14 protein-coding genes and 1 pseudogene are annotated in these 18,508 nt (G+C 58.0%); 6 read left to right on the top strand and 9 right to left on the bottom strand.

Annotation, left to right across the window (positions count from 1 at the left end; all coding sequences use genetic code 11):
• Together GIW28_RS28785 and GIW28_RS28780 are read right to left on the bottom strand one after the other, a co-directional pair.
• A pseudogene (locus GIW28_RS28785) lies at positions 1-272 on the bottom strand (hypothetical protein); the annotation flags it as partial.
• A gap of 677 nt (positions 273-949) precedes the next feature.
• On the bottom strand, positions 950-1,693 hold the full coding sequence (locus GIW28_RS28780; RefSeq protein WP_236447481.1) for an abortive infection family protein: 744 nt from the start codon (positions 1,691-1,693) through the stop codon (positions 950-952).
• Between the two features lie 1,014 nt (positions 1,694-2,707).
• Between GIW28_RS28780 and GIW28_RS28775 the strand changes: the two genes are divergently transcribed.
• Entirely contained in the window at positions 2,708-2,908 is a 201-nt protein-coding gene (locus GIW28_RS28775; protein WP_024072727.1) for a KTSC domain-containing protein, read from the top strand.
• A 486-nt stretch (positions 2,909-3,394) separates the two neighbouring features.
• Here the strand turns inward: GIW28_RS28775 and GIW28_RS28770 are convergent, their stop codons facing one another.
• The 3 genes from GIW28_RS28770 to GIW28_RS28760 form a co-directional block, all read right to left on the bottom strand.
• Positions 3,395-3,982, bottom strand: a complete 588-nt coding sequence (locus GIW28_RS28770) for a hypothetical protein (protein WP_236447480.1) — start codon at positions 3,980-3,982, stop codon at positions 3,395-3,397.
• Positions 3,979-4,551, bottom strand: a complete 573-nt coding sequence (locus GIW28_RS28765) for an RNA polymerase sigma factor (protein ID WP_170039386.1) — start codon at positions 4,549-4,551, stop codon at positions 3,979-3,981. The genes GIW28_RS28770 and GIW28_RS28765 overlap by 4 nt, the downstream gene beginning before the upstream one ends.
• A gap of 92 nt (positions 4,552-4,643) precedes the next feature.
• Complete coding sequence (locus tag GIW28_RS28760; protein WP_236447479.1) at positions 4,644-6,266, bottom strand: vWA domain-containing protein; 1,623 nt, start codon at positions 6,264-6,266, stop codon at positions 4,644-4,646.
• Positions 6,267-6,782: 516 nt separating this feature from the next.
• On the opposite strand from GIW28_RS28760, the gene GIW28_RS28755 reads away from it, so the two are divergent.
• The 3 genes from GIW28_RS28755 to GIW28_RS30625 all read left to right on the top strand — a co-directional run bounded on the left by GIW28_RS28755 (position 6,783) and on the right by GIW28_RS30625 (position 11,841).
• On the top strand, positions 6,783-8,699 hold the full coding sequence (locus tag GIW28_RS28755) for a M10 family metallopeptidase C-terminal domain-containing protein (RefSeq protein ID WP_236447478.1): 1,917 nt from the start codon (positions 6,783-6,785) through the stop codon (positions 8,697-8,699).
• A gap of 101 nt (positions 8,700-8,800) precedes the next feature.
• Positions 8,801-10,186, top strand: a complete 1,386-nt coding sequence (locus tag GIW28_RS28750; RefSeq protein ID WP_236447477.1) for a M10 family metallopeptidase C-terminal domain-containing protein — start codon at positions 8,801-8,803, stop codon at positions 10,184-10,186.
• Positions 10,187-10,560: 374 nt separating this feature from the next.
• The gene (locus tag GIW28_RS30625; RefSeq protein WP_236492248.1) at positions 10,561-11,841 is read left to right on the top strand and encodes a M10 family metallopeptidase C-terminal domain-containing protein; all 1,281 of its coding nucleotides are present in this window, start codon (positions 10,561-10,563) and stop codon (positions 11,839-11,841) included.
• Positions 11,842-11,921: 80 nt separating this feature from the next.
• Here GIW28_RS30625 and GIW28_RS28735 read toward each other — a convergent pair whose 3' ends face one another.
• The 3 genes from GIW28_RS28735 to GIW28_RS28725 are packed head-to-tail and all read right to left on the bottom strand — an operon-like array spanning position 11,922 to position 13,641.
• Entirely contained in the window at positions 11,922-12,572 is a 651-nt protein-coding gene (locus tag GIW28_RS28735) for a DUF799 domain-containing protein (RefSeq protein WP_017136674.1), read from the bottom strand.
• A complete protein-coding gene (locus tag GIW28_RS28730; RefSeq protein ID WP_017136673.1) occupies positions 12,569-12,931 on the bottom strand; it encodes a DUF4810 domain-containing protein in 363 nt (120 codons plus the stop codon). Before GIW28_RS28730 ends, GIW28_RS28735 begins: the two co-directional genes overlap by 4 nt.
• Positions 12,932-12,960: 29 nt before the next feature.
• The gene (locus GIW28_RS28725; protein WP_017136672.1) at positions 12,961-13,641 is read right to left on the bottom strand and encodes a CsgG/HfaB family protein; all 681 of its coding nucleotides are present in this window, start codon (positions 13,639-13,641) and stop codon (positions 12,961-12,963) included.
• 429 nt (positions 13,642-14,070) lie between these two features.
• Here GIW28_RS28725 and GIW28_RS28720 point away from each other — a divergent pair, with 429 nt between their 5' ends.
• Together GIW28_RS28720 and GIW28_RS28715 are read left to right on the top strand one after the other, a co-directional pair.
• Positions 14,071-14,682: a hypothetical protein gene (locus GIW28_RS28720; protein ID WP_017136670.1), complete on the top strand. Its 612-nt coding sequence runs from the start codon at positions 14,071-14,073 to the stop codon at positions 14,680-14,682.
• Between the two features lie 16 nt (positions 14,683-14,698).
• The gene (locus GIW28_RS28715; RefSeq protein WP_099549566.1) at positions 14,699-15,286 is read left to right on the top strand and encodes a hypothetical protein; all 588 of its coding nucleotides are present in this window, start codon (positions 14,699-14,701) and stop codon (positions 15,284-15,286) included.
• Positions 15,287-15,577: 291 nt separating this feature from the next.
• Here the strand turns inward: GIW28_RS28715 and GIW28_RS28710 are convergent, their stop codons facing one another.
• Positions 15,578-18,142, bottom strand: a complete 2,565-nt coding sequence (locus tag GIW28_RS28710; RefSeq protein ID WP_236447476.1) for an autotransporter family protein — start codon at positions 18,140-18,142, stop codon at positions 15,578-15,580.
• Positions 18,143-18,508: the final 366 nt, after the last annotated feature.

Raw genomic sequence — 18,508 nt, 5'->3', positions numbered from 1 at the left:
TGCGGCGTCTCGGTGATCGGCGTGTCGGTCTTGGTAGCGCTCATGTTGCGTTTGGCTACATAGCCGACCACATGCTCGGTGGGCTGTTCAACGCTTTGCCCGGTAACGTTGATGGCATCAATCTCCAACGGCGCAGCCGTGGGTGCCTGGTTAGTCTCTGCGGCATGCAGGCTGCCCGAGCCCAGGCTGGCCATGGCCAGTGCTAGTGCGGTAAGGCTGAAGGCTGGGCGTCGGGCGAAACGTTCGGGGCTTAGGTGCGTAACCTGGCGCATGGCGAAAGAACATCCTCTGATCTTCTGGTATGTGTGCGCAATGCGGAAGACTTTCTGTGATCCTTCACGCCAGTGCGCCTTGGCAGTCAGCAATAGCGGGCGAACTCTACATCTAAATGAGAAATATTTGTACTAGAGAGGCTCCGATCAACTTGTCGTCACCAAGCGGCAAGTTGAAAAAACGCTTAGCACTGCGAAGTGAGCGCGAAATATTCCGCCCGAGCGGCTTTGTCGGATTTACAAGCCCGAGCGACTTGCTCCATTTCGGCCAGAAGCTGGTTTGCCGCTTTACTCATAAGTTATGCGACGATTCGCTCGCACCGCGGGGTGAAGTTTTGCGGTGTCACGTGAGCCTGTCGCAGGTGCTCAATTTTTTGCGATATGGAATGCGATAGCGGTCGCTCTGCGACAAGTTGGGTGCAACTCCGATACGCTCGCCATTTCTCAGGGCAGGGATCAGCAACCGAAGCCGGTCACACTGGCGATTTTATGCCAGCCGCGAATGTCCGGAAATGGCCGAAAGCCGCCGGTCGCCGACGGCAGCAGTTGATCGGGAACTCCCAGCCACGAAGGGCCGCTACCGGCCAGGAGCGGACGTTTTGAGTTGTCGGTACTAGATTGAGTTGACCATGCATCGGTACTGAATTTGATTCACGCCTTATTGAGCGGTACCACACTCAATCCCCGTTCTTCGCCTCCCATGTGGCAAGCAGGAAAAGCGCAGTTGAGCCCGCCAGATTCACTGCCAGTTCTGCATGCCGTGGAGCAGCCTTCACCCCGCCTTTTCCTTTTCCGTGAGCATCGCTTAGACGATTCCGAAGCGCTCCTAAACCTTCTATAACTGCTGTACACCCGCCAAGGATTTGCTTGAACACGACCTCTTCATGCTGTGCCTTCGTCAGATTTAAAAGCGTGGCTGTTTGTTTGTAGAGCTTGTTCAGATCAGGAGTCGACTCATGGTCGCTCGTTCCGGCTTCGTCAAGAATGTGTTTGCATACCGATTCTAGGAGCGTACGAGACATGGTGATAGCTCCCTCGGGGTCAGTTGAGCGCCTTTCAAGCGCTTTTGTCCAAGCGATCCGAACGTGCTCAGCGTCAATGCGGTCCAGCGCCTCCGAGACAGCGATATCCGAAGGGTGCTCCGCACCCGATTCAGCGAAATCGACGAGCGCCCTAAAATCACCCCAAATGAACTTCCTGCGTTCTGCGTAGCTTGGGAATTTCGGCTGTATGAACCCCCAAAACTGATCCAAGTTCCTGTAACGACGCACCCACGCGGGCACCAGCGAGGCCACACGAGGGTCATCAAGCACGCTCTGCCGGTAAAGAGGGTAATCCCGCTCATCATCGTCGTTTCCATTCCCCGTTGCACGATTGATGTAAATCGATTGCAAGCCTTCAACGTCATCAATGAGAGCCATGGCTTCCCTACCTTCGCAGCCTGTATACCAAACAGTTATACCAGCTCACGATTGCCTGTGAACCTAGCTCGTAACGGCATTTCTGCGCGGGCGCCTTCGGGGGGCAGAGGTTTCGCACAATCTCAGATCCGCTACTCACTATATGGCTGAATGAATGCATTTGGCCGATAGCGGCCCTTCTAAACCAAGCCCTTAGGTCGACTGCACCCGTTTCAATCACAAACAGCTCCTGCCAAGGCATTAATTGATGTAACACCTCTTCGCCATGTAACACGCATATCGGCAAACCAGATCCAGCTGTGTAACGCAATAAAAACCCATTAAAATCATATAGTTATATATCTATGTAACACGCGTAACACCAGTAACACGGTTTTATTAGGGTAGCCCCCTAGCCCCTATGGTATTGCACCTTCAGCGAGCGAGGTGGGTCATGGTCTTGGCTTCGGTTCGATGGTGGGACCCTGGAGAGTTCTTCTAGGTACGGGGCATAGAACCCGCGTGATCATGTCAGCGGAAAAGTGCCCAGCTTAGTGAACAGGTGAACCGGGTGAACTGCTGCTCACCAGTGCATTTGCCCTATGAGTCAAAAAGCCGCAGGGGACCCTGGGCATTTCGGATAGACACGGGGCATAGAACCCGCGCGTTCGTGTTAGCGGCTGGATTTTTTAAGTCGGTTGACAGGTTGACGTGGTTGACAGCCATAACACTGGTTGACGCTATGCAGGTGTTCACTATCAGCAACAGACAAAGCCACCTTTACCGAAGCTGTAACGATGGTCCTTTTTCTTCAAGATCCTTTCAATTTCAACGATTGAAATTTCAGTAACTTCCACCACCTCCCACTAACTCGATCCCGCGGGTTTCCTGCCCCGTGCTGGAAGAAAAACCTCAGGGTCCCCAGCAGCTTTTCAGCCCCGCCCTCCTTTTGCACGGACGCAATGGCACCGCCGAACGAAACACCGACTAGTATCAGAACAGAGAAAGTTATCAATCAGGGGTAGGGAAAGCGCTATGGATATGGTTCGTGTCAACTCGACGGCTATCACAGCTGTCGGCTATGACCCCGCGACAGGCAGGATGAAAATCACGTTTAAGCAAGGGCGTACTTACGACTACTGCCGCGTCCCACCTAACATTCATCAGGGCCTCATGGGGGCCGGCTCGAAAGGTACTTATTTCGATAGGATGATCAAGGATCGGTACCAGTGCTAGACCTGGGCATACAGGCGTATTTCAAGCCAGATGCACACCCAGCACGGGGGGCCGTGTATGCCCTCGTGTATGCCTAACCGAAACACCACCACAAGAACCCTTATAAACCGGGCATCTTACCGCCCAGTTCAAACGACGCCGGGGCACCAGATACAGACGAAACAGCCCCAAGTCGAAAGACCTGGGGCTTTTTTGTAGGCAATTTTTTGCATGCCTCGCGTTTCAAGTATCCACAACCTCCAAATAATTGACCTGCGGTATAAATAAATCTCTGCCCATTCCCCCCCCAGCGCCTTTCCAGGCAAACGATGCTCAAAATGTCGGAGCGGGCTTGCTCGCAAAGACGGAGTGTCAGCCAATACATATATGACGGATACACCGCTTTCGCGAGCAAGCCCGCTCCCACATTTTTGGCCAAGTTGCTTTCAAAACTCCATTAAAAAGCCCACCACCGAGTAGTCGGTGGCGGGCTTTCTTTGAAGGCATTTATCGCTTCTGCAACGCCTCCAAGCGCGCCGGCAAATCCTCCTCGGGAAAGCGCTCATGCAGCGTCAACAGCTTTTCATCCGCCGCTTTGGCTTGCCCCGCCATGCGCAGGTTCACAATCTCCTGCAGCCCTTCCTCCAACGAAGGCAACGCCAGTGGTGCGCGCTTACTGAGTTTTTCTATCGGCTGATCGGCAAACGCACCGATGGCTTCAGCCTGAACCAGCGCGCGCTCAACTTTCGGCGCTGCTGCCATCCGCGCCATGGGTGCGGGCGCAGGTGCGGCATACATCTGTGGGGCTGGCGCCGCGGAAAATGTCGCGGGGGATATCTCCGGTTGCGACTCGGGCACGCGCATCACTACGCCGATCATCAGTGCTACACCGGCGACGGTGGCGAATGCCATTTGCCAGCGCGGTTGGCGGCAGGCTTGCAGCCAGCGTTGCCACAGGCTGGGTTGCGGCGCCGGGGCTTCGCGGCGGGCGGTGGCGAGGATGAAGGCGTCGAGGGACGCTGGCGGTTCGCCGGTGCTGTGTTGACGAAAATGCTGGATCAGCTCGTCGTCAGGTGTGTGTGGGGAGTGGTTCATACGAGTATCTCCTCGGCCAGCAGGCGGCGCAGTTTCTGCTGGGCGTAACGCAGGCGGCTTTTTACGGTTTCCAGCGGGGCGCCGGTGAGGGCGGCGATTTGCGGCACTTCGAGGTCGCCGTGCAGGCGTAGCAGGAAGACTTCGCGCTGGTCTTCGGGCAGGTCTTGCAAAGCGGCGTCGAGGCGCGCCTGGTCGCGGCTCAGGCTCAGTTGCTGCTCAGGGCCGGCGCTGTCGTCGGCCTGGGCGTGCAGTTGTTCGTCGTAGCTGTCATGTAAGGGGTTGTGGATGCCGTGCTTGCGCCAGTGGTCGATCAGGCGGTTGCGGGCAATCTGGAACAGCCATGTACGAAAACTCGCCCGGCCCTGTGGCTGGGTGGCGCTGCGGATCAGGCTGAGCCAGGTTTCCTGGTACACCTCTTCAGCCAGTTCGGCCTTGTTGCTCAGTGACACCAGGAACCGGTAAAGGCCTTGGCGGTGCCGCGCGTACAACACCTCGAACGCGGCAGCGTCGCCGGTTCGGTAGCGGGCCAGCAGCGATTCGTCGCTGGGTGAGTCATCGGGAACGGCCATGTAGGTAGCGAACTCCTTTTGATGGATCGATGCACATTGACTGTGGGAGCTGGCTTGCCAGCTCCCACTGTTGGTTGTTGCCATGTTCGGGATCAGTGTTTGAGGCTCTGCGCCACTTCCACCAGTTGCACGAACTCGTTGCGCAACCCGAACGGGTCATCGCCACGGGCCGAGCGGGCCAGTGCGGCGGTGTCTTTTAAGCTCATGCTGCCAGTGTAGCGGCCATCGCCCTTGAGCTGTTGGGCGAAGGCGGCCACCGCTGCCGCGAAGCGCAAGTCTTCGCTGGCCGGGGTGGTTTCGTTGCGGATGGGCCGTTCGATCAGTTGGCTGGCACCGCCCGCCGCCGGTTTGTAGCGTACGCGCAGCATGGCCAACTCAGCGGATGTGCTCTGAGCCACAGGTGCAGTGGCGTAACGCAACGGCTCCAACCAGCCCTTCTCGCCTTTGGGCACTATTTCGTACAGCGCGGTCACGGTGTGCCCGGCGCCAATTTCACCGGCGTCGACCTTGTCGTTGTTGAAATCCTCACGTTTGAGTGCGCGGTTTTCATAACCCAGCAAGCGGTATTCGCTGACCTGGGCGGGGTTGAATTCCACCTGCAACTTTACATCCCGCGCCACCACCGCCAGGGTCGAGCTGAGCTGGTCTACCAACACTTTGCGGGCTTCGCGCAGGTTGTCGATGTAGGCGTAGTTGCCATCGCCGGCGTCGGCAAGCTGCTCCATCAGGTGCTCATTGTAGTTATCCACACCGAAACCCAGGGTGGTCAAGGACACGCCGCTTTTGCGCTGGTCGACGGCCATCTGCTTGAGGCTGTCGAAGTCGCTGACGCCCACATTGAAGTCACCGTCGGTGGCCAGCAGGATGCGGTTGATGCCCTTCTCTATAAAGCCGGCACGGGCCATCTGGTAAGCCAGCTCGATGCCGGAGGCGCCTGCCGTTGAGCCGCCGGCGGTGAGTTGGTCGATGGCGTTGCGGATCCTGGTTTTGTCGCGCCCGCTGGTGGGTTCAAGCACCACACGCGACTCACCGGCGTAGACCACCAGCGACACACGGTCTTGATCACGCAGCTGGTCCACCAGCAATTTCAGCGTGCTTTTCACCAGCGGCAAGCCTTCACCGCGGTCCATGGAGCCCGACACATCCACCAGGAACACCAGGTTGGCCGGCGCAAGGTCTGCCACCGCACGGTCAGAGGCCTTGATGCCGATGCGCAGCAATCGCGTGTGCGGGTTCCACGGTGTGGCGGCGACTTCGGTGGTCACGCCAAAGGGCGAGCCATCAGTGGGCAGCGCGTAGTCATAGGGGAAATAATTGAGCATTTCCTCCAGTCGAACGGCGCCGTCAGGTGGCAGCCGCCCTTGGTTGAGGAAACGTCTCACATTGGCGTAGCTGCCGGTGTCGACGTCGGCGCTGAAGGTCGAGACCGGGGTTTGTGCAACGCTGTAGACCGGGTTGTCGGGCAGGTTCTGGTAGCGTTCGTGAGGCTCGGCCCGATAGGCCAAAGCCGCGGCGTCGCGCATGGCCATTGGCGCGGCCATCAGCACAGGCATCGCTGCCTGCTTACTCAAGGCACCCTCAGCCTGAGGCTCGGCGGGCGCGGGAGGCTTGGCCACCTCTCTGGACGATGAAAGCCCACAGCCGGCCAGCGAAGCCAGTACGGCAACCGCAACGCTGCAGACAAGGGGACGCAGCACTAAACGAGCATGTGACATGGCGCAGAACCTCAACAGTAAATAATCCGTTCATAGGCTCAGACGCAAAACACTTCGGGTTCGGGTTAAATCCCGGAATTTACGCATACAACACGCTTACCCTACAGAGTACCGAGCCATCGGGCGTCAGCTGGAAGCATCGAGCCCTGTAGGTCACTCAACGATGCCGAGCCCGAAACAACTTACGATTACCGAGAAACTCCAGAATGCTCTTAACGAAAATACTCACACTGTAAGCAATTCTATATTTCCAAAAAAAACACGTTAAACACAAACGACATATCAGCTTTCAACAAGACGAGTAATGCTTGGGGAACCCGACTCTTTGACACGAAATTTAAAATTCGGATAAACATAACAGCCGTTGCAAACCATGTCACACCGGCCTGTTGACACACACTAGAAATAAATACTCTATTGGAAATTAACTTATAGGGTGCGAAGGTATTTCCAGCACACGGACATGCACTTCCCTACACAAGGAATAGGCCAACAACAAGAACATGGATTACTCTTATGAGAATCGACTTGCGCCCGTCTGTTTTCCAGCAACCCAACTACAGCCAACATTTTCTGCGCCCGCTTATTCAGCCTTTTGCCCAACCCTATCTCAACCACCCGGTCTTCAGACCTTTCGTGCAGCCATTTCTCAAACACCCCTTCGTGCGTAAGTTCGTACAGCCCTTTACTCAGCCACCCACTCGGCGGCCATTTAATCCAACCACAACAACCAACCCGACGACATTCGACACCGCCACCAAACGCTACTGGGACGGCAAAGATCCAACTCTGCGCGCCAACGACCCCTACGCGGCTAACCTCAATGTGCGCTCTTTCGATGAGCGCCAGGCAACCAACAATCTCACTCGGGAAAACCTTAAGTGGCATGACAAAAATGCCGACGGCAAGGTCTCTGTTTCCTACTCGTTCAACAGCGCCGCCTGGCAATTCGATGGTCGCCAGAGAGAAATGGCACGACGTGCCATGCAGTCATGGAGCGATGTGTCCAATCTCTCCTTTGAAGAGAATGGGCCACGCACAGAGGGCAAAATGTCATTTGGCATATCGAACGCCGTCGGCACCGCCGTAGGCTATTACCCAAGCAACCATTACCAAGGAGGCAACACCCTGTATAACCCCACCAGGGTCACGCGCCACGACTTGATTCATGAAACGGGTCACGCCCTGGGGTTGTCGCATACCGGCAACTACGATGGCGGCTATGACGAGAACCGAAGGAGTCACGTACAGGATTCCCAGGCTCATAGCGTCATGAGCTATTTCGGGGCGGCACTCAGCGGCAAAAGCCATGGCGGCGCCCAACCAGCGTCAGCGATGATGGATGATATTTCCGCCATCCAGGCGCTCTATGGCGTCAATCGTCAAATCCGTCAGGACAACACCACCTACGGGTTCAACTCCAATAGCCAGCGCGACTACTACACCCTCAATTCCAACCGGGACACTGCCGTGTTCTGCATATGGGACGGCGGTGGCAACGATACTCTGGACGTTTCCGGCTACCGTTCCAACCAGACCATTAATCTCAAGGCTGGCTCGTACTCCGATGTCGGGGGGCTCAGGGGCAATGTTTCCATCGCTCGCGGTGTGGTCATGGAAAACGCCATCGGCGGCTCAGGCGATGACGCGCTGATCGGCAACGATGCCGATAACCGGCTCACCGGCGGCGCGGGTGGTGACCGGCTGCGCGGAGGCGGCGGCGCGGATACGTTTGACTACAACAGTGCCAGTGACTCCACGCCCGAAAACCCCGACACGCTTATGGATTTTGTCAGCGGCACCGACAAAATCAATGTATCCGTGGCCATGAAAAACGCCAATGTCGCCGCCCTGGCCTTCGTCAGCGAGATGACAGGCAAGGCAGGTGAGACGGTGCTCACCTACGATGAACAAAGCGGCAAGGGCAACGTGGCGATTGACCTGACGGGCGACGGCAAAGCCAACTTGCTGATCCGCACCTATGGACGCGTCACAGCAGAAGACATTGTCGCCTCCAAAAACACCCCATCCCACCATCAACCGCCTGACGCCCCAACCACTCGATCCGCAATCACGCCACCCCGCCAATCCCATCGTTCAGTCACACACACTTACGAAAAGGCCAGTGATTCGAGCTATCACAACGCCGACTTGATCGAAGACTTTGTCAGCGGCAAAGACAAGATCAACCTCACTGCCTTGGCCAAGAATACCGGCACACCGCTGCGGCTTGTCGATGCCTATACAGGCCGCATTGGCGATACCGTGGTTAAGCTCAACTCACGCAGTGGCCGATATTTTGTGGGCGTGGACTTTACGGGTAATCGCCAGACCGACTTTCTGGTCAAAAGCACTCAACTAATGAAACCCGAGGACATTATGGGTTTGACTGCAAACTTCCAAAGCCAAGCCAGGGTATTTTCTCGCAGGTAGTCACCTCGAAGGTTTAACCCTATCAACCCCTGACACCATCGTGTTTTCCCATGAGCGTTAACGTTCACACCTCCGCTCGCCTATTAAAAGGATTCAAGTAGATGCTCTCTGTTGATAACAAGCCTTATACGGCGCTTGCATTATTTGAGCCTGCCCATCAACAACCGGGTGCTGTAAAGGACCAGCCATTGGCGTCCTACACTACCGACCGCGCCGCCAGGCACCTGCTGCGCACCAGCCGGGAAATGGGATTGAAATGGCAAGACCACAACCGCGACGGCGTCATTGATATTGCCTACGAGTTCTTTACGCCGGATGAGCCACACCGGGTCAGTCATGTACCCAAGGGTGCCCATGAGTTAAATGAACAACAAAAGAAACGGGCGCTTATATCGATGCAAGCCTGGGCGGATGTCACCCGTATAAAGTTCTCACATAAAGGCGCGAGTACCGAGGGCCGACTGACCCTGGGTCTTTACGAGGGTAACGAGGAATCCTATGCGACCCTGCCGTTTCCCAAGAGCTTCAAAAAAGGAGGCGAGGCATGGCTGGACTCAGGGCATGCACAACCCAGGACTGACCGTTACGACCAACATGTCATGGCTCACGAAATTGGGCATACCCTGGGCCTTGACCATACCGGTGACTATACCCAGCAACCCGCCACGCGCGACTACTTGGAGGACACTCAAGCCTACAGCGTGATGAGTTACAACCCCGAGATCAGAAGTGGTCAGAACTTCTCAAAAAACGCACAGTGGACCCATTACTCGGTGGCGCCCCTGATGCATGACATTGCAGCTATACAGGCCGCTTACGGCGCCAACTACCAGACCCGTCGCGGCGATACCGTTTACGGTTTCAACTCCAATACCGAGCGTGATTATTTCAGCCTGAAGTCCGCGCGGGACGCGCCGGTTTTTTGCATATGGGATGGCGGTGGCAACGATACGTTGGACTGTTCCGGTTTCAATCAGAAACAAACCATCAACTTGAACGCCGAAGCCTTCTCTGATGTGGGCGGTATGAAAGGCAACGTTTCCATTGCCAAGGGCGTGACCGTGGAAAATGCCATTGGCGGCAGCCATGACGATACGTTGATCGGCAACAACGCCAACAACCGCCTCAAGGGCGGGGGCGGCGCAGACACGTTGAGGGGCGGCGGCGGCGCGGATGTTTTTGTCTACGACAACGCCAGCGATTCAACCGCTGCGGGTGCTGACCTGATCACCGATTTTGTCAGCGGCCGAGACAGGATCGACCTTACCGGGCTGAGCCAGAGCACCCGCACTCAGCTGCGACTGGTCCACACCTACTCCGGCCGCGCGGGCGACACGCTGGTGAGGTTCAACGCCTACAGTAATCGGTACTTTGTCGCCATTGACCTGACCGGAAACGGCCAGACGGACTTCCTGCTGAAAAGCACGCGGTTGATAAGGCCCCAGGATATCAGTGGGCTGATGACCTCACGGCCTATCTTCGGATAAACGCACTGTCGCACCAGGGTTCAAAGTCGTCCCTGAACACGTGTGAAAAACGGTCATTCGCGGTGGCCGTTTTTTCTGATGCAGGGCGAAAATTCAGCCCAGGACTGGGCATTGGCTTAACCCTGTGTAGGAACACTTTACCTGCAAGAAAAACGACTTACTCGGACACACATCGGGCTTTGGAAAGTGACGCCAACACTGGCAACTTCACACTTAGCAAAAGGGAACCTGCCTGCCTCACCAAGAAGGAAAAGTGCCAATACCCCGTGAGAATAACGACCTTGAGAATTAATCCTGTAACGCCGATGTACAAGCCTTATTCGAGCAGCGCTCAGTCAGCCCAAAGCCCTGCACACCGCCGCTGGGACGCCCCGGTGGCCCGTTCTCTCAGCGGCAATGGGGGCAACTATGACCCGACTCAACGCTCGGATGATCCCTACACAAGTAGAGCCGACAGGCCGTCATTTAATCAGCGTCAGGCCGTTGAGCAACTGACGGGTGGCAGGTTGAAATGGCAGGACCGAAACCAAAACAACAGGACCGAGATTTCCTACAACTTCACTTATGAACAGGGTCTTGGATTCAACGACTACGAGAAACAAGAAGCACGGCGCGCCATCCAGTCCTGGGGCGATGTGGCGAACCTGACGTTCACTGAAAACGCCGGCCCGGCAGAAGGACGGCTGGCCTTCCGTATTTCCAATAATGTGATAGTTGCCGACGGCTACTACCCCTATAGCAACGACAAAAACGGCATCGCTGGCGATACCCGCTATCAACCGGGCTTTGTGACACGCCCCACCGTAACCCACGAAATCGGTCACACGCTCGGCCTGAATCACCCCGGTACTTACAACGGCCAAAAAGACGACGCCAAACGGTTTTATGCCCAAGACTCTAAAGCCCATACCGTCATGAGCTATTACCCTGCCCAAAGCAGTGGCAAACACTTCGAGGGCAGGCCGCTGGCTCCCATGATGGATGACATCAGCGCTATCCAGCACCAGTACGGCGCCAACTATCAAACCCGCCGAGAAAACAACATCTACGGTTTCAACTCCAACACCGGCAGGGACCACTACTCCCTGAGAAGCCATCAGGACGCCGCTATTTTTTGCGTATGGGATGGCGCCGGAAATGACACGCTGGACTTCTCGGGTTACGGCAATAACCAAACGATCAATCTGAGAGATGGCTCGTTTTCCGACGTAGGTGGTTATCAGGGCAACGTCTCTATCGCCCGCAACTGCCTCATCGAAAACGCTATCGGTGGCTCAGGCCACGATGTGCTGATCGGCAACGCCGCCGATAACCGGCTCACCGGTGGGGCGGGTGCGGACCGCATGCGCGGCGGCGGCGGCGCCGACAGTTTCGTCTATAACCACGCCAGCGACTCCACGCCTGCAAACCCCGATGTCATCATGGATTTCACCAGCGGCACCGACAAGATTGACCTGCGCGGGCTGGAGCGAAGGTCCAACACGCGATTCAAGCCCGTCCAGGCGTTCAGCGGGCGTATCGGCGACGCGATCGTGGGCTTCAACCCGCAGACCCAGCGCCACTTCATCGCCATCGACTTGACCGGCAACCGCACAGCAGACTTCGTGGTGACCAGTACGCAAGTGATCAGGCCACCGGATGTGCTTGTAAACTGACGACAACGCGTGACACCCAACCCGCGAAGCCTTTGCAGACCCGAGCGGTCAGCAAAGGCTGTTCACGGTTGAACAGGCACTTAGTCGGTGCCGTATTTCGGGTTACGCGGGCCATACAAAATGCCGGTGCGCTGCCCGGCCGACAGCAGGCGGACACTGGCAATACCGGCAATCGGGTGCGCCGCATCGGTGGAGCTGTTGATCACCTGCTTGACCGCTGCCGAGACCAGCATGCCCACCAGGCCGCCGCCATTGTTGTTGCCTTCCTCGCTGGAAGCGCGTGCCGAGCCGGTCCACAACGTGGTGCCGGTGCGCAGGTCCACCAGCTTGGCCGAGGCGGTCACGGAGGTGTCGCTGGAGATCAGCATGTACTTGGTGCCGTAGTCGCTGATGGTGATGTACAGCGCCGCATCCGCACCAAAAATGTCATGCAGCTTGCCCGGCGCCACGCCCTGGATATCGTTGGCGGTGGTCAGGCCGTTCTGGCGGAAAGTTTCGTCCACCAGGGCAATCGGCAACACGTAGTAACCGGCTTCGGCCAACGGGTAGGTGACCTGCGAAACCAGGCTGTAGGAGGCCTGCACTTCCGGCGACTCATTGATGGGTGGCAGTACCAGGATCGACTTCGGCCGAGCCTGTTTGAACGCTGTGTAATCAATGGTCTTGGGCGCCGCGCAGCCGCCGAGCAATGCCAGGGCCAGCAAGGCGCCGGTGAGTTTTAACAGGTTCATTTAGTGGCAACTCCAGCCTTGGCGTTTTTCAGCAAAAAGTCCATGTACGCAGCGGACTCAGGGAACAATGCCTTCTCGGTGCGGAACTCCTGCACCATCTGGTCATCCTTGCCCATGCTCAGGTACAGCATGCCCAGGTGCGCGTGGTAACCCGGCGGGGCCTTGCGGCCGCTGGCGTTGATCTTTTGCAGATCGCGTTCCAGGGCTTCCACCTGCGCTTCCTTGGGCTCGCCCTTGAAGTACTCGTAAACCTGCGGCTGGTAGCTTTCCCACTGATACAGGGGTTGGGGCGCCGTGTGGCACCCGGCGACCGTCGCGATTGCTGTCAGCATCAGCGCCAACTTAACTGCCTTGCTCATCCGTGTAGTGCTCCTTGGCGTTGTTGTTATTAGTTGCGCGGGTTCCAGGCGCCGGCGTTGATGCCGTCTACCAGGCGGTTGATCGCTTCGCGCATGGCCAGGTCCAGAACCTTGCCATTGAGCGTGGAGTCGTAGCTGGCAGTGCCGCCAAAACCGATGACTTCACGGTTGGAGAGCGCGTACTCACCGGCGCCCTGGGTGGAATACACCACTTCGGAGGTGCTGATGTTGACGATATTCAACGCGACTTTGGCGTAGGCCACTTGGGTTTTGCCACGGCCGAGAATGCCGAACAACTGGCGGTCGCCGGTCTCTTTGCGGCCGAACTCGGTCACGTCGCCCGTCACCACGTAGTCAGCACCTTTAAGCTTTTGCACGGTGCCTTTGATCGCGGCTTCCTGGGAGATTTCGCCCATGTTGTCGCGGTCCAGCACACTGAAGCGGTTGGTCTGCTGCAGGTGGGTGATCAGGATGGTCTTGGCCTGGCCGCCAAGGCGGTCAACGCCATCGGAGAAGATCCCGCGCATGTAGCTGGAGCGGTTATCGAACTTGCCTACGGCAATCGGTACACGTACGCCGGAATAGGCCACGCTGGCGCTGGCAACTTGCTCCACCGGCATCGCTCGGTTGCTCTCGGTGGCGCAACCGGCCACGCTCAGCAGCGCTGCGGCGGTGAGGCCCGACAGCAGGATTTTGGACAGTGTTTTCACAGAGTGCTCCTAGAGGTGAAACCAGCGCAAAGGGCTGTTATGTAAGTTATCAACGAAGTCGCGGCAATCAGATTTTGCTGAAAACGCGCGCGCGTTTGCACGCAGCCTCAACATGGAAAGTGTCGAGCCCGCCAATAGCGATATCAGGAAGGGTGACTGCCTCGCAGCAGTGCGGTTGAAACGTGCGGCCCGCGGTGAGGCGGGTGGCCGGGAGAAAAGCAGAGAGGCGCATTGCTTGATTCATCCTTGAAAAATGCCTTGTATCCAGTGCGCGGCATTTTACGGGGTTGCCCTGTGTACTCAAGCGGTTTCGCTGCTGCGGGGGCGTTCGCCGCTCAACGGCATTCTGTTACGCTGCGCGCCCGCCTCAAGTTACACAGCCATCGGTCGAGACATTGGCTTGGCTTGTTCATTAAATAGGGATATTGCGTGTTGAAAACCCTCCTTGGGGCTGCGGCCCTGCTCGCGACGCTGTCGATGACCGGCTGCGTCTCTTACACCGTCACCGGCCCCATCGGCGCCCCGCTCCACCCGGCCCCCGTCAGCAGCCCGCGCAGTGCGCAAGTCGCTGATGTGACAGTGAGCGCCGCCGACGTCAACGACGCCAATAAAACTGCGATCAGCCGTTCGCTCACGGCCCAACTCAACCAGTACGTGCGCACGGCGGGTTACTTCAAGCAGGTCACTGAGTACCCGGTGCGCCTTGGCGAAAACGATGTCGCGCTGAAATTCAACATGACCTCCCTCAAAGGCCACCGTGGCGTTCACCCCGCCTACGTGCCTGGTGCCCTGCTGACGCTGACGATCTGGATCTGGGTCAACGGCCCGATTTTCGTCGACACCTTCGACGTGGCCGGCGACCTGGTGATTGTCGACCGCGACGGCAAGGAACTGGCGAGCGCCAAGCAAGAGGTCAAGTTTGAACGCAACGTGGGCCTCTACGGCCGCGAATACTGGGCCCCGACCATGGGCGCCAAACAGTTGAACGAACTGGTCGCGCAACTGCTCGATACCGCCACTGCCAAACTGGCCAAACCGTAATTTCAGGGAGCAACACATGAAAGGGTTGATCAAACACAGCCTGGTCCTCGCCGCCGTCTTGTTGACCGGTTGCGTGTCCTACTCGCAACACGAATTGCCGGCCGTGCAAACCTGGCCGCCGACCGCCAGCACACCGGCACAGAAACCCACCGCCTACGTGCGCACCACGGCGCTGAGCCAAGTCAACGGCGGCCCCGGCAATACCACGGCCGGCGCACCGGCGGCGCTGTGGGAAAAAACCGTGGCCGATGGGTTCCGCCAGTCCAACCGCTTTGCACGGGTGAGCACCGACAAGGTCGACTCGGACATCTACGCCGACGCCACGCTGTACAACAACGAACAGTTCAGCATGGCCTCGGCGATCATCACTGGCGTTACGTTCTTCATCATCCCGTCCACGGCGAAGAACACCTTCACCCTGGAAACCGTATTCAAGGACAAGGACGGCAAAGAACTGGGCCGGGTCAAGAAAAGCGAATCGGTGCGCACCTGGATGCACTTGGTGCTGATCGTAGGCATCCCGTTCCAGGCCAATACTGGAGAAGTGGTTGAAGCACTAACCCGCAGCACGCTGGATGAAGCTGTGCAGCGCAAGTTGTTCTGACAAACACAACACCAAATGTGGGAGCGGGCTTGCCCGCGATAGCAGTGTGTCAGTCACTGGATTTATTCACTGACCCACCGCCATCGCGGGCAAGCCCGCTCCCACAGAGTCAAGTGATGTTGGCTTGCAACGCATACCGCACTGGCGATAGCTGAACTGAAAGCAAACCCAAGCTACCTGAAACACCCACATCCAAATGTGGGAGCGGGCTTGCTCGCGAAGGCGGTGTGCCAGCCAGTGCATGTATCGACTGGACTACCGCTTTCGCGAGCAAGCCCGCTCCCACAGGGCTTAAAACGCGTAACGCGCTTTGAGTATCACGCCATCGGCGTCGAAGCCACTGCGCGCTTGGCGGGTGTAGCTGGCGCCCACGGTGAAGTCCGACACCTGGTAGTTCACGCCCACACTCGCCTCGTAGCTGTCACGCGCCACCGACGCGCCGGTGGTGGTGAACGCCGCACCACCCGCCACAAAGTTGGAGGTTTGCGCGACGCGATCACCCATCAGGTCGTGATACGCCATCAAGGTCGCTTCCGGTTGCAGGCTGCCTGCGCCCATCGGCAAGTTGCCGGCCAAACGCACACCGGCACCCAACTCACCCACTTCATAACGCTGCGAACGCGTGCTCAGCGCCGCCGAAGAACCCTTCTCGTCGTAGCCGTCCATGCGCACGTTGGCATAACGCGCCGCCACACGCGGTTCGATCACCACCGCCTGCGATGGCTTGAAGCTGTAGCCGCCGATTACGCTGGCTGCCAACACGTTGCTGTCGTAACTGCCCTTGGCCGTGGTGCCCGCCACATGGCGCTTGCTGTCGTTGTCGTTATGACCGTAGCTGAGGCTGCCATCCACAAACCAGTTTTGCAGCGCCCAGTTGCCATACAGCGACAGCGCGTGGCCCTCCACATCGGTCTTGTTGCCCAGGTCCGAATGGATGTTGGAATTAAGGTAGCTGTAAGCCACGCCCAGGGTGGTGGTGTCGTTCAAACGACCGTCCACACCCACGGCCATGCCGCTGCTGTTGGCCGAGTAACCGTTGTTACCGCCGCGCCCATCCTGGTCCATGTTGCTGCTCAAACCCTGCACCCACACGCCGCCGGTTTGATGGCCTTCGCGCTGGTCGGTAAGGCGGTTGAAAATTGCGCCATTGATAACAGTCTGCCCCGACAACGCCACATCCAGCGCGCCACGGTTGACGTCCGGCTTGAGCTGCTCGCTCACTTGAGCAAGCTGTTGCGCAGTCCCGGCGTTGGCGAGGGACTGGAACACTGGGTCGTTCTGGTTGAGCCCGCCGAGCACATCGTTCTTGAACGTATTCACCGCCGTGGCCGCTGCGGCGCTGGCACCTGCACCGGCAAGTTCCTGCTGCACTTGCTGGTTGTCTTTAACCGCGACGACAGCCTTGACCGTTTGCGCATCCGCCGAGTAGCTCAGCACGTTGAGCAGCGATGACGAACTGGCAACCGACAGGCCGTTGTTCTGCACACTGGTGGCCTGCAACAGGGTGTATTGAGTGCCGTTATTGGTGCGCGCAAAGTCGCCTGGCTGCGCACTCACCGTGAGCTTCGACGCCTGGGCGAAATTAGCCGTACCGTTGACCGACAGATACGGCGTGGTCGGCACCACGCTGTCGGCCAGGTGCATATCAATGCCCGCACCGCTGGCGACGTTAAGGTTGCCGCTGATCGTGGTACCGGGCGCGGCCAGGTTCAACGAGCCGGAATTAATCGAGACCGGCGCGATGATGTGCTGGCCGGCGAAATCTGCTTGGCCGGCGACATTAACCGCACTCAGGTTGAGCAAGTCACCGGTGATTTTGCCGCCCGTCCAGTTCAGCGTCGCAAGGTTGGCAGCGTCGATGGCCGTGCCGGATTTGCTACGGATCTCGCCTGCTTGCTGGTTGATCTCGAAGGGCGAAGTCTGGTCGCGGGCATTGACCAGGATCGCGGTGCTGTCGGCACTGATCAGACCCCGGTTGATAACGCCGCGCGCGCCCGACTGCGGGTTCTGGGTAAAGGTTGCCCCAGTCAGATGGACAGCCACCGCATTGGCGCCTTTGGCTTCAATCGTGCCGGTGTTGAGCAAGTAATCGAAGGTGCCGGAGTTGAACTGTACGGCCCTGGCCATACCACCGTTGACCGTCACCACACCGCTGTTTTCTATACGCAGGTCACTGGTGTCGGTTTCAACTTCAATGCCCAACGCCTCTTCGCCCGTGACGCGGATGGTGCCGGAGTTGAGGATTTTGCCGCCGACGGTCACCGGCATGTTGTTATGGGTGTCCAGGATCAGGCCGTAGCCGTAGATGGAAGTGACATCAATCAGGCCGGAGTTGATCACGTCACCACCGACGGTCGTGCCATTGAGGTACATGCCCTCGCCGTCACTGTCCGACCCCGGCACGTCAACGGTGACGATAGTTCCGGAGTTGATCACGCTGCCGCCGATGTTCGCGGCGCCCACCTCAAAACCTTCGGCCCAGGTCTGGTTGGTGAGCCTGATCGTACCGGCCTGGATCACATCACCGGTGATCGTGCCGCCGCGGGCACGCAGATCAGAGTCCAGCGCGCCATCCACCACAAAACCACGGATGTTGAGGCCACTGCCATCGATGTTGTAGTCGGCGCGGTTGATCAGCGAACCCTGAACATTGGTCTCGGCAACACTGGCCCCATCGACATTGCGCTGGGTAGCCACCACATTGCGCGACCCGACCAAGGTGACAGGCTCGTTGAACACCTGGCCTTTCCACTTGTTCTGGCCGCTGCTCACGTCGAATTCCACCGCAGCAACATGCGCGGCGCCTGCGCTGACCATCAGGGCCAGCAGGGTTTTCTGGAACGGCTTGCGCTTCATTTCAAACTCCATGAACTACAGTCAAAGCCGCCAATACGCCCGGCGGCTGTAGGTGTGCTGAGCGAAGGATCAGATGATCCGAATGTATTCCCCCAAGGCGCCCTGCTGAACTGCAGGCGCGAGCAATCGCACCGCAGCCGGTGGTGGCAGACAAGGGAATGGGGAGGCGAAGTTCACATTAATCCTTAATGTCGTTTTAAAAACGCTGCAGTCCATGCAGCCCGACCGGTTGCGGGTGGGCGGGGTAAAGACCCGGGCTTGAGGGAAATGGTTCCTTTTGCGGTAGGACGCTTCCCCAAACTACCGAGGATTTGCCTGATATCCGTGAGCGGACGGCGGAATGCGTTGGGGATGGTGGGGGTGGGG

The sequence above is a fragment of the Pseudomonas sp. PA-5-4B genome (assembly GCF_021606215.1).
GTDB classification, from domain to species: domain Bacteria; phylum Pseudomonadota; class Gammaproteobacteria; order Pseudomonadales; family Pseudomonadaceae; genus Aquipseudomonas; species Aquipseudomonas edaphica.
This window is presented reverse-complemented; position numbering and strand designations above follow the sequence as displayed.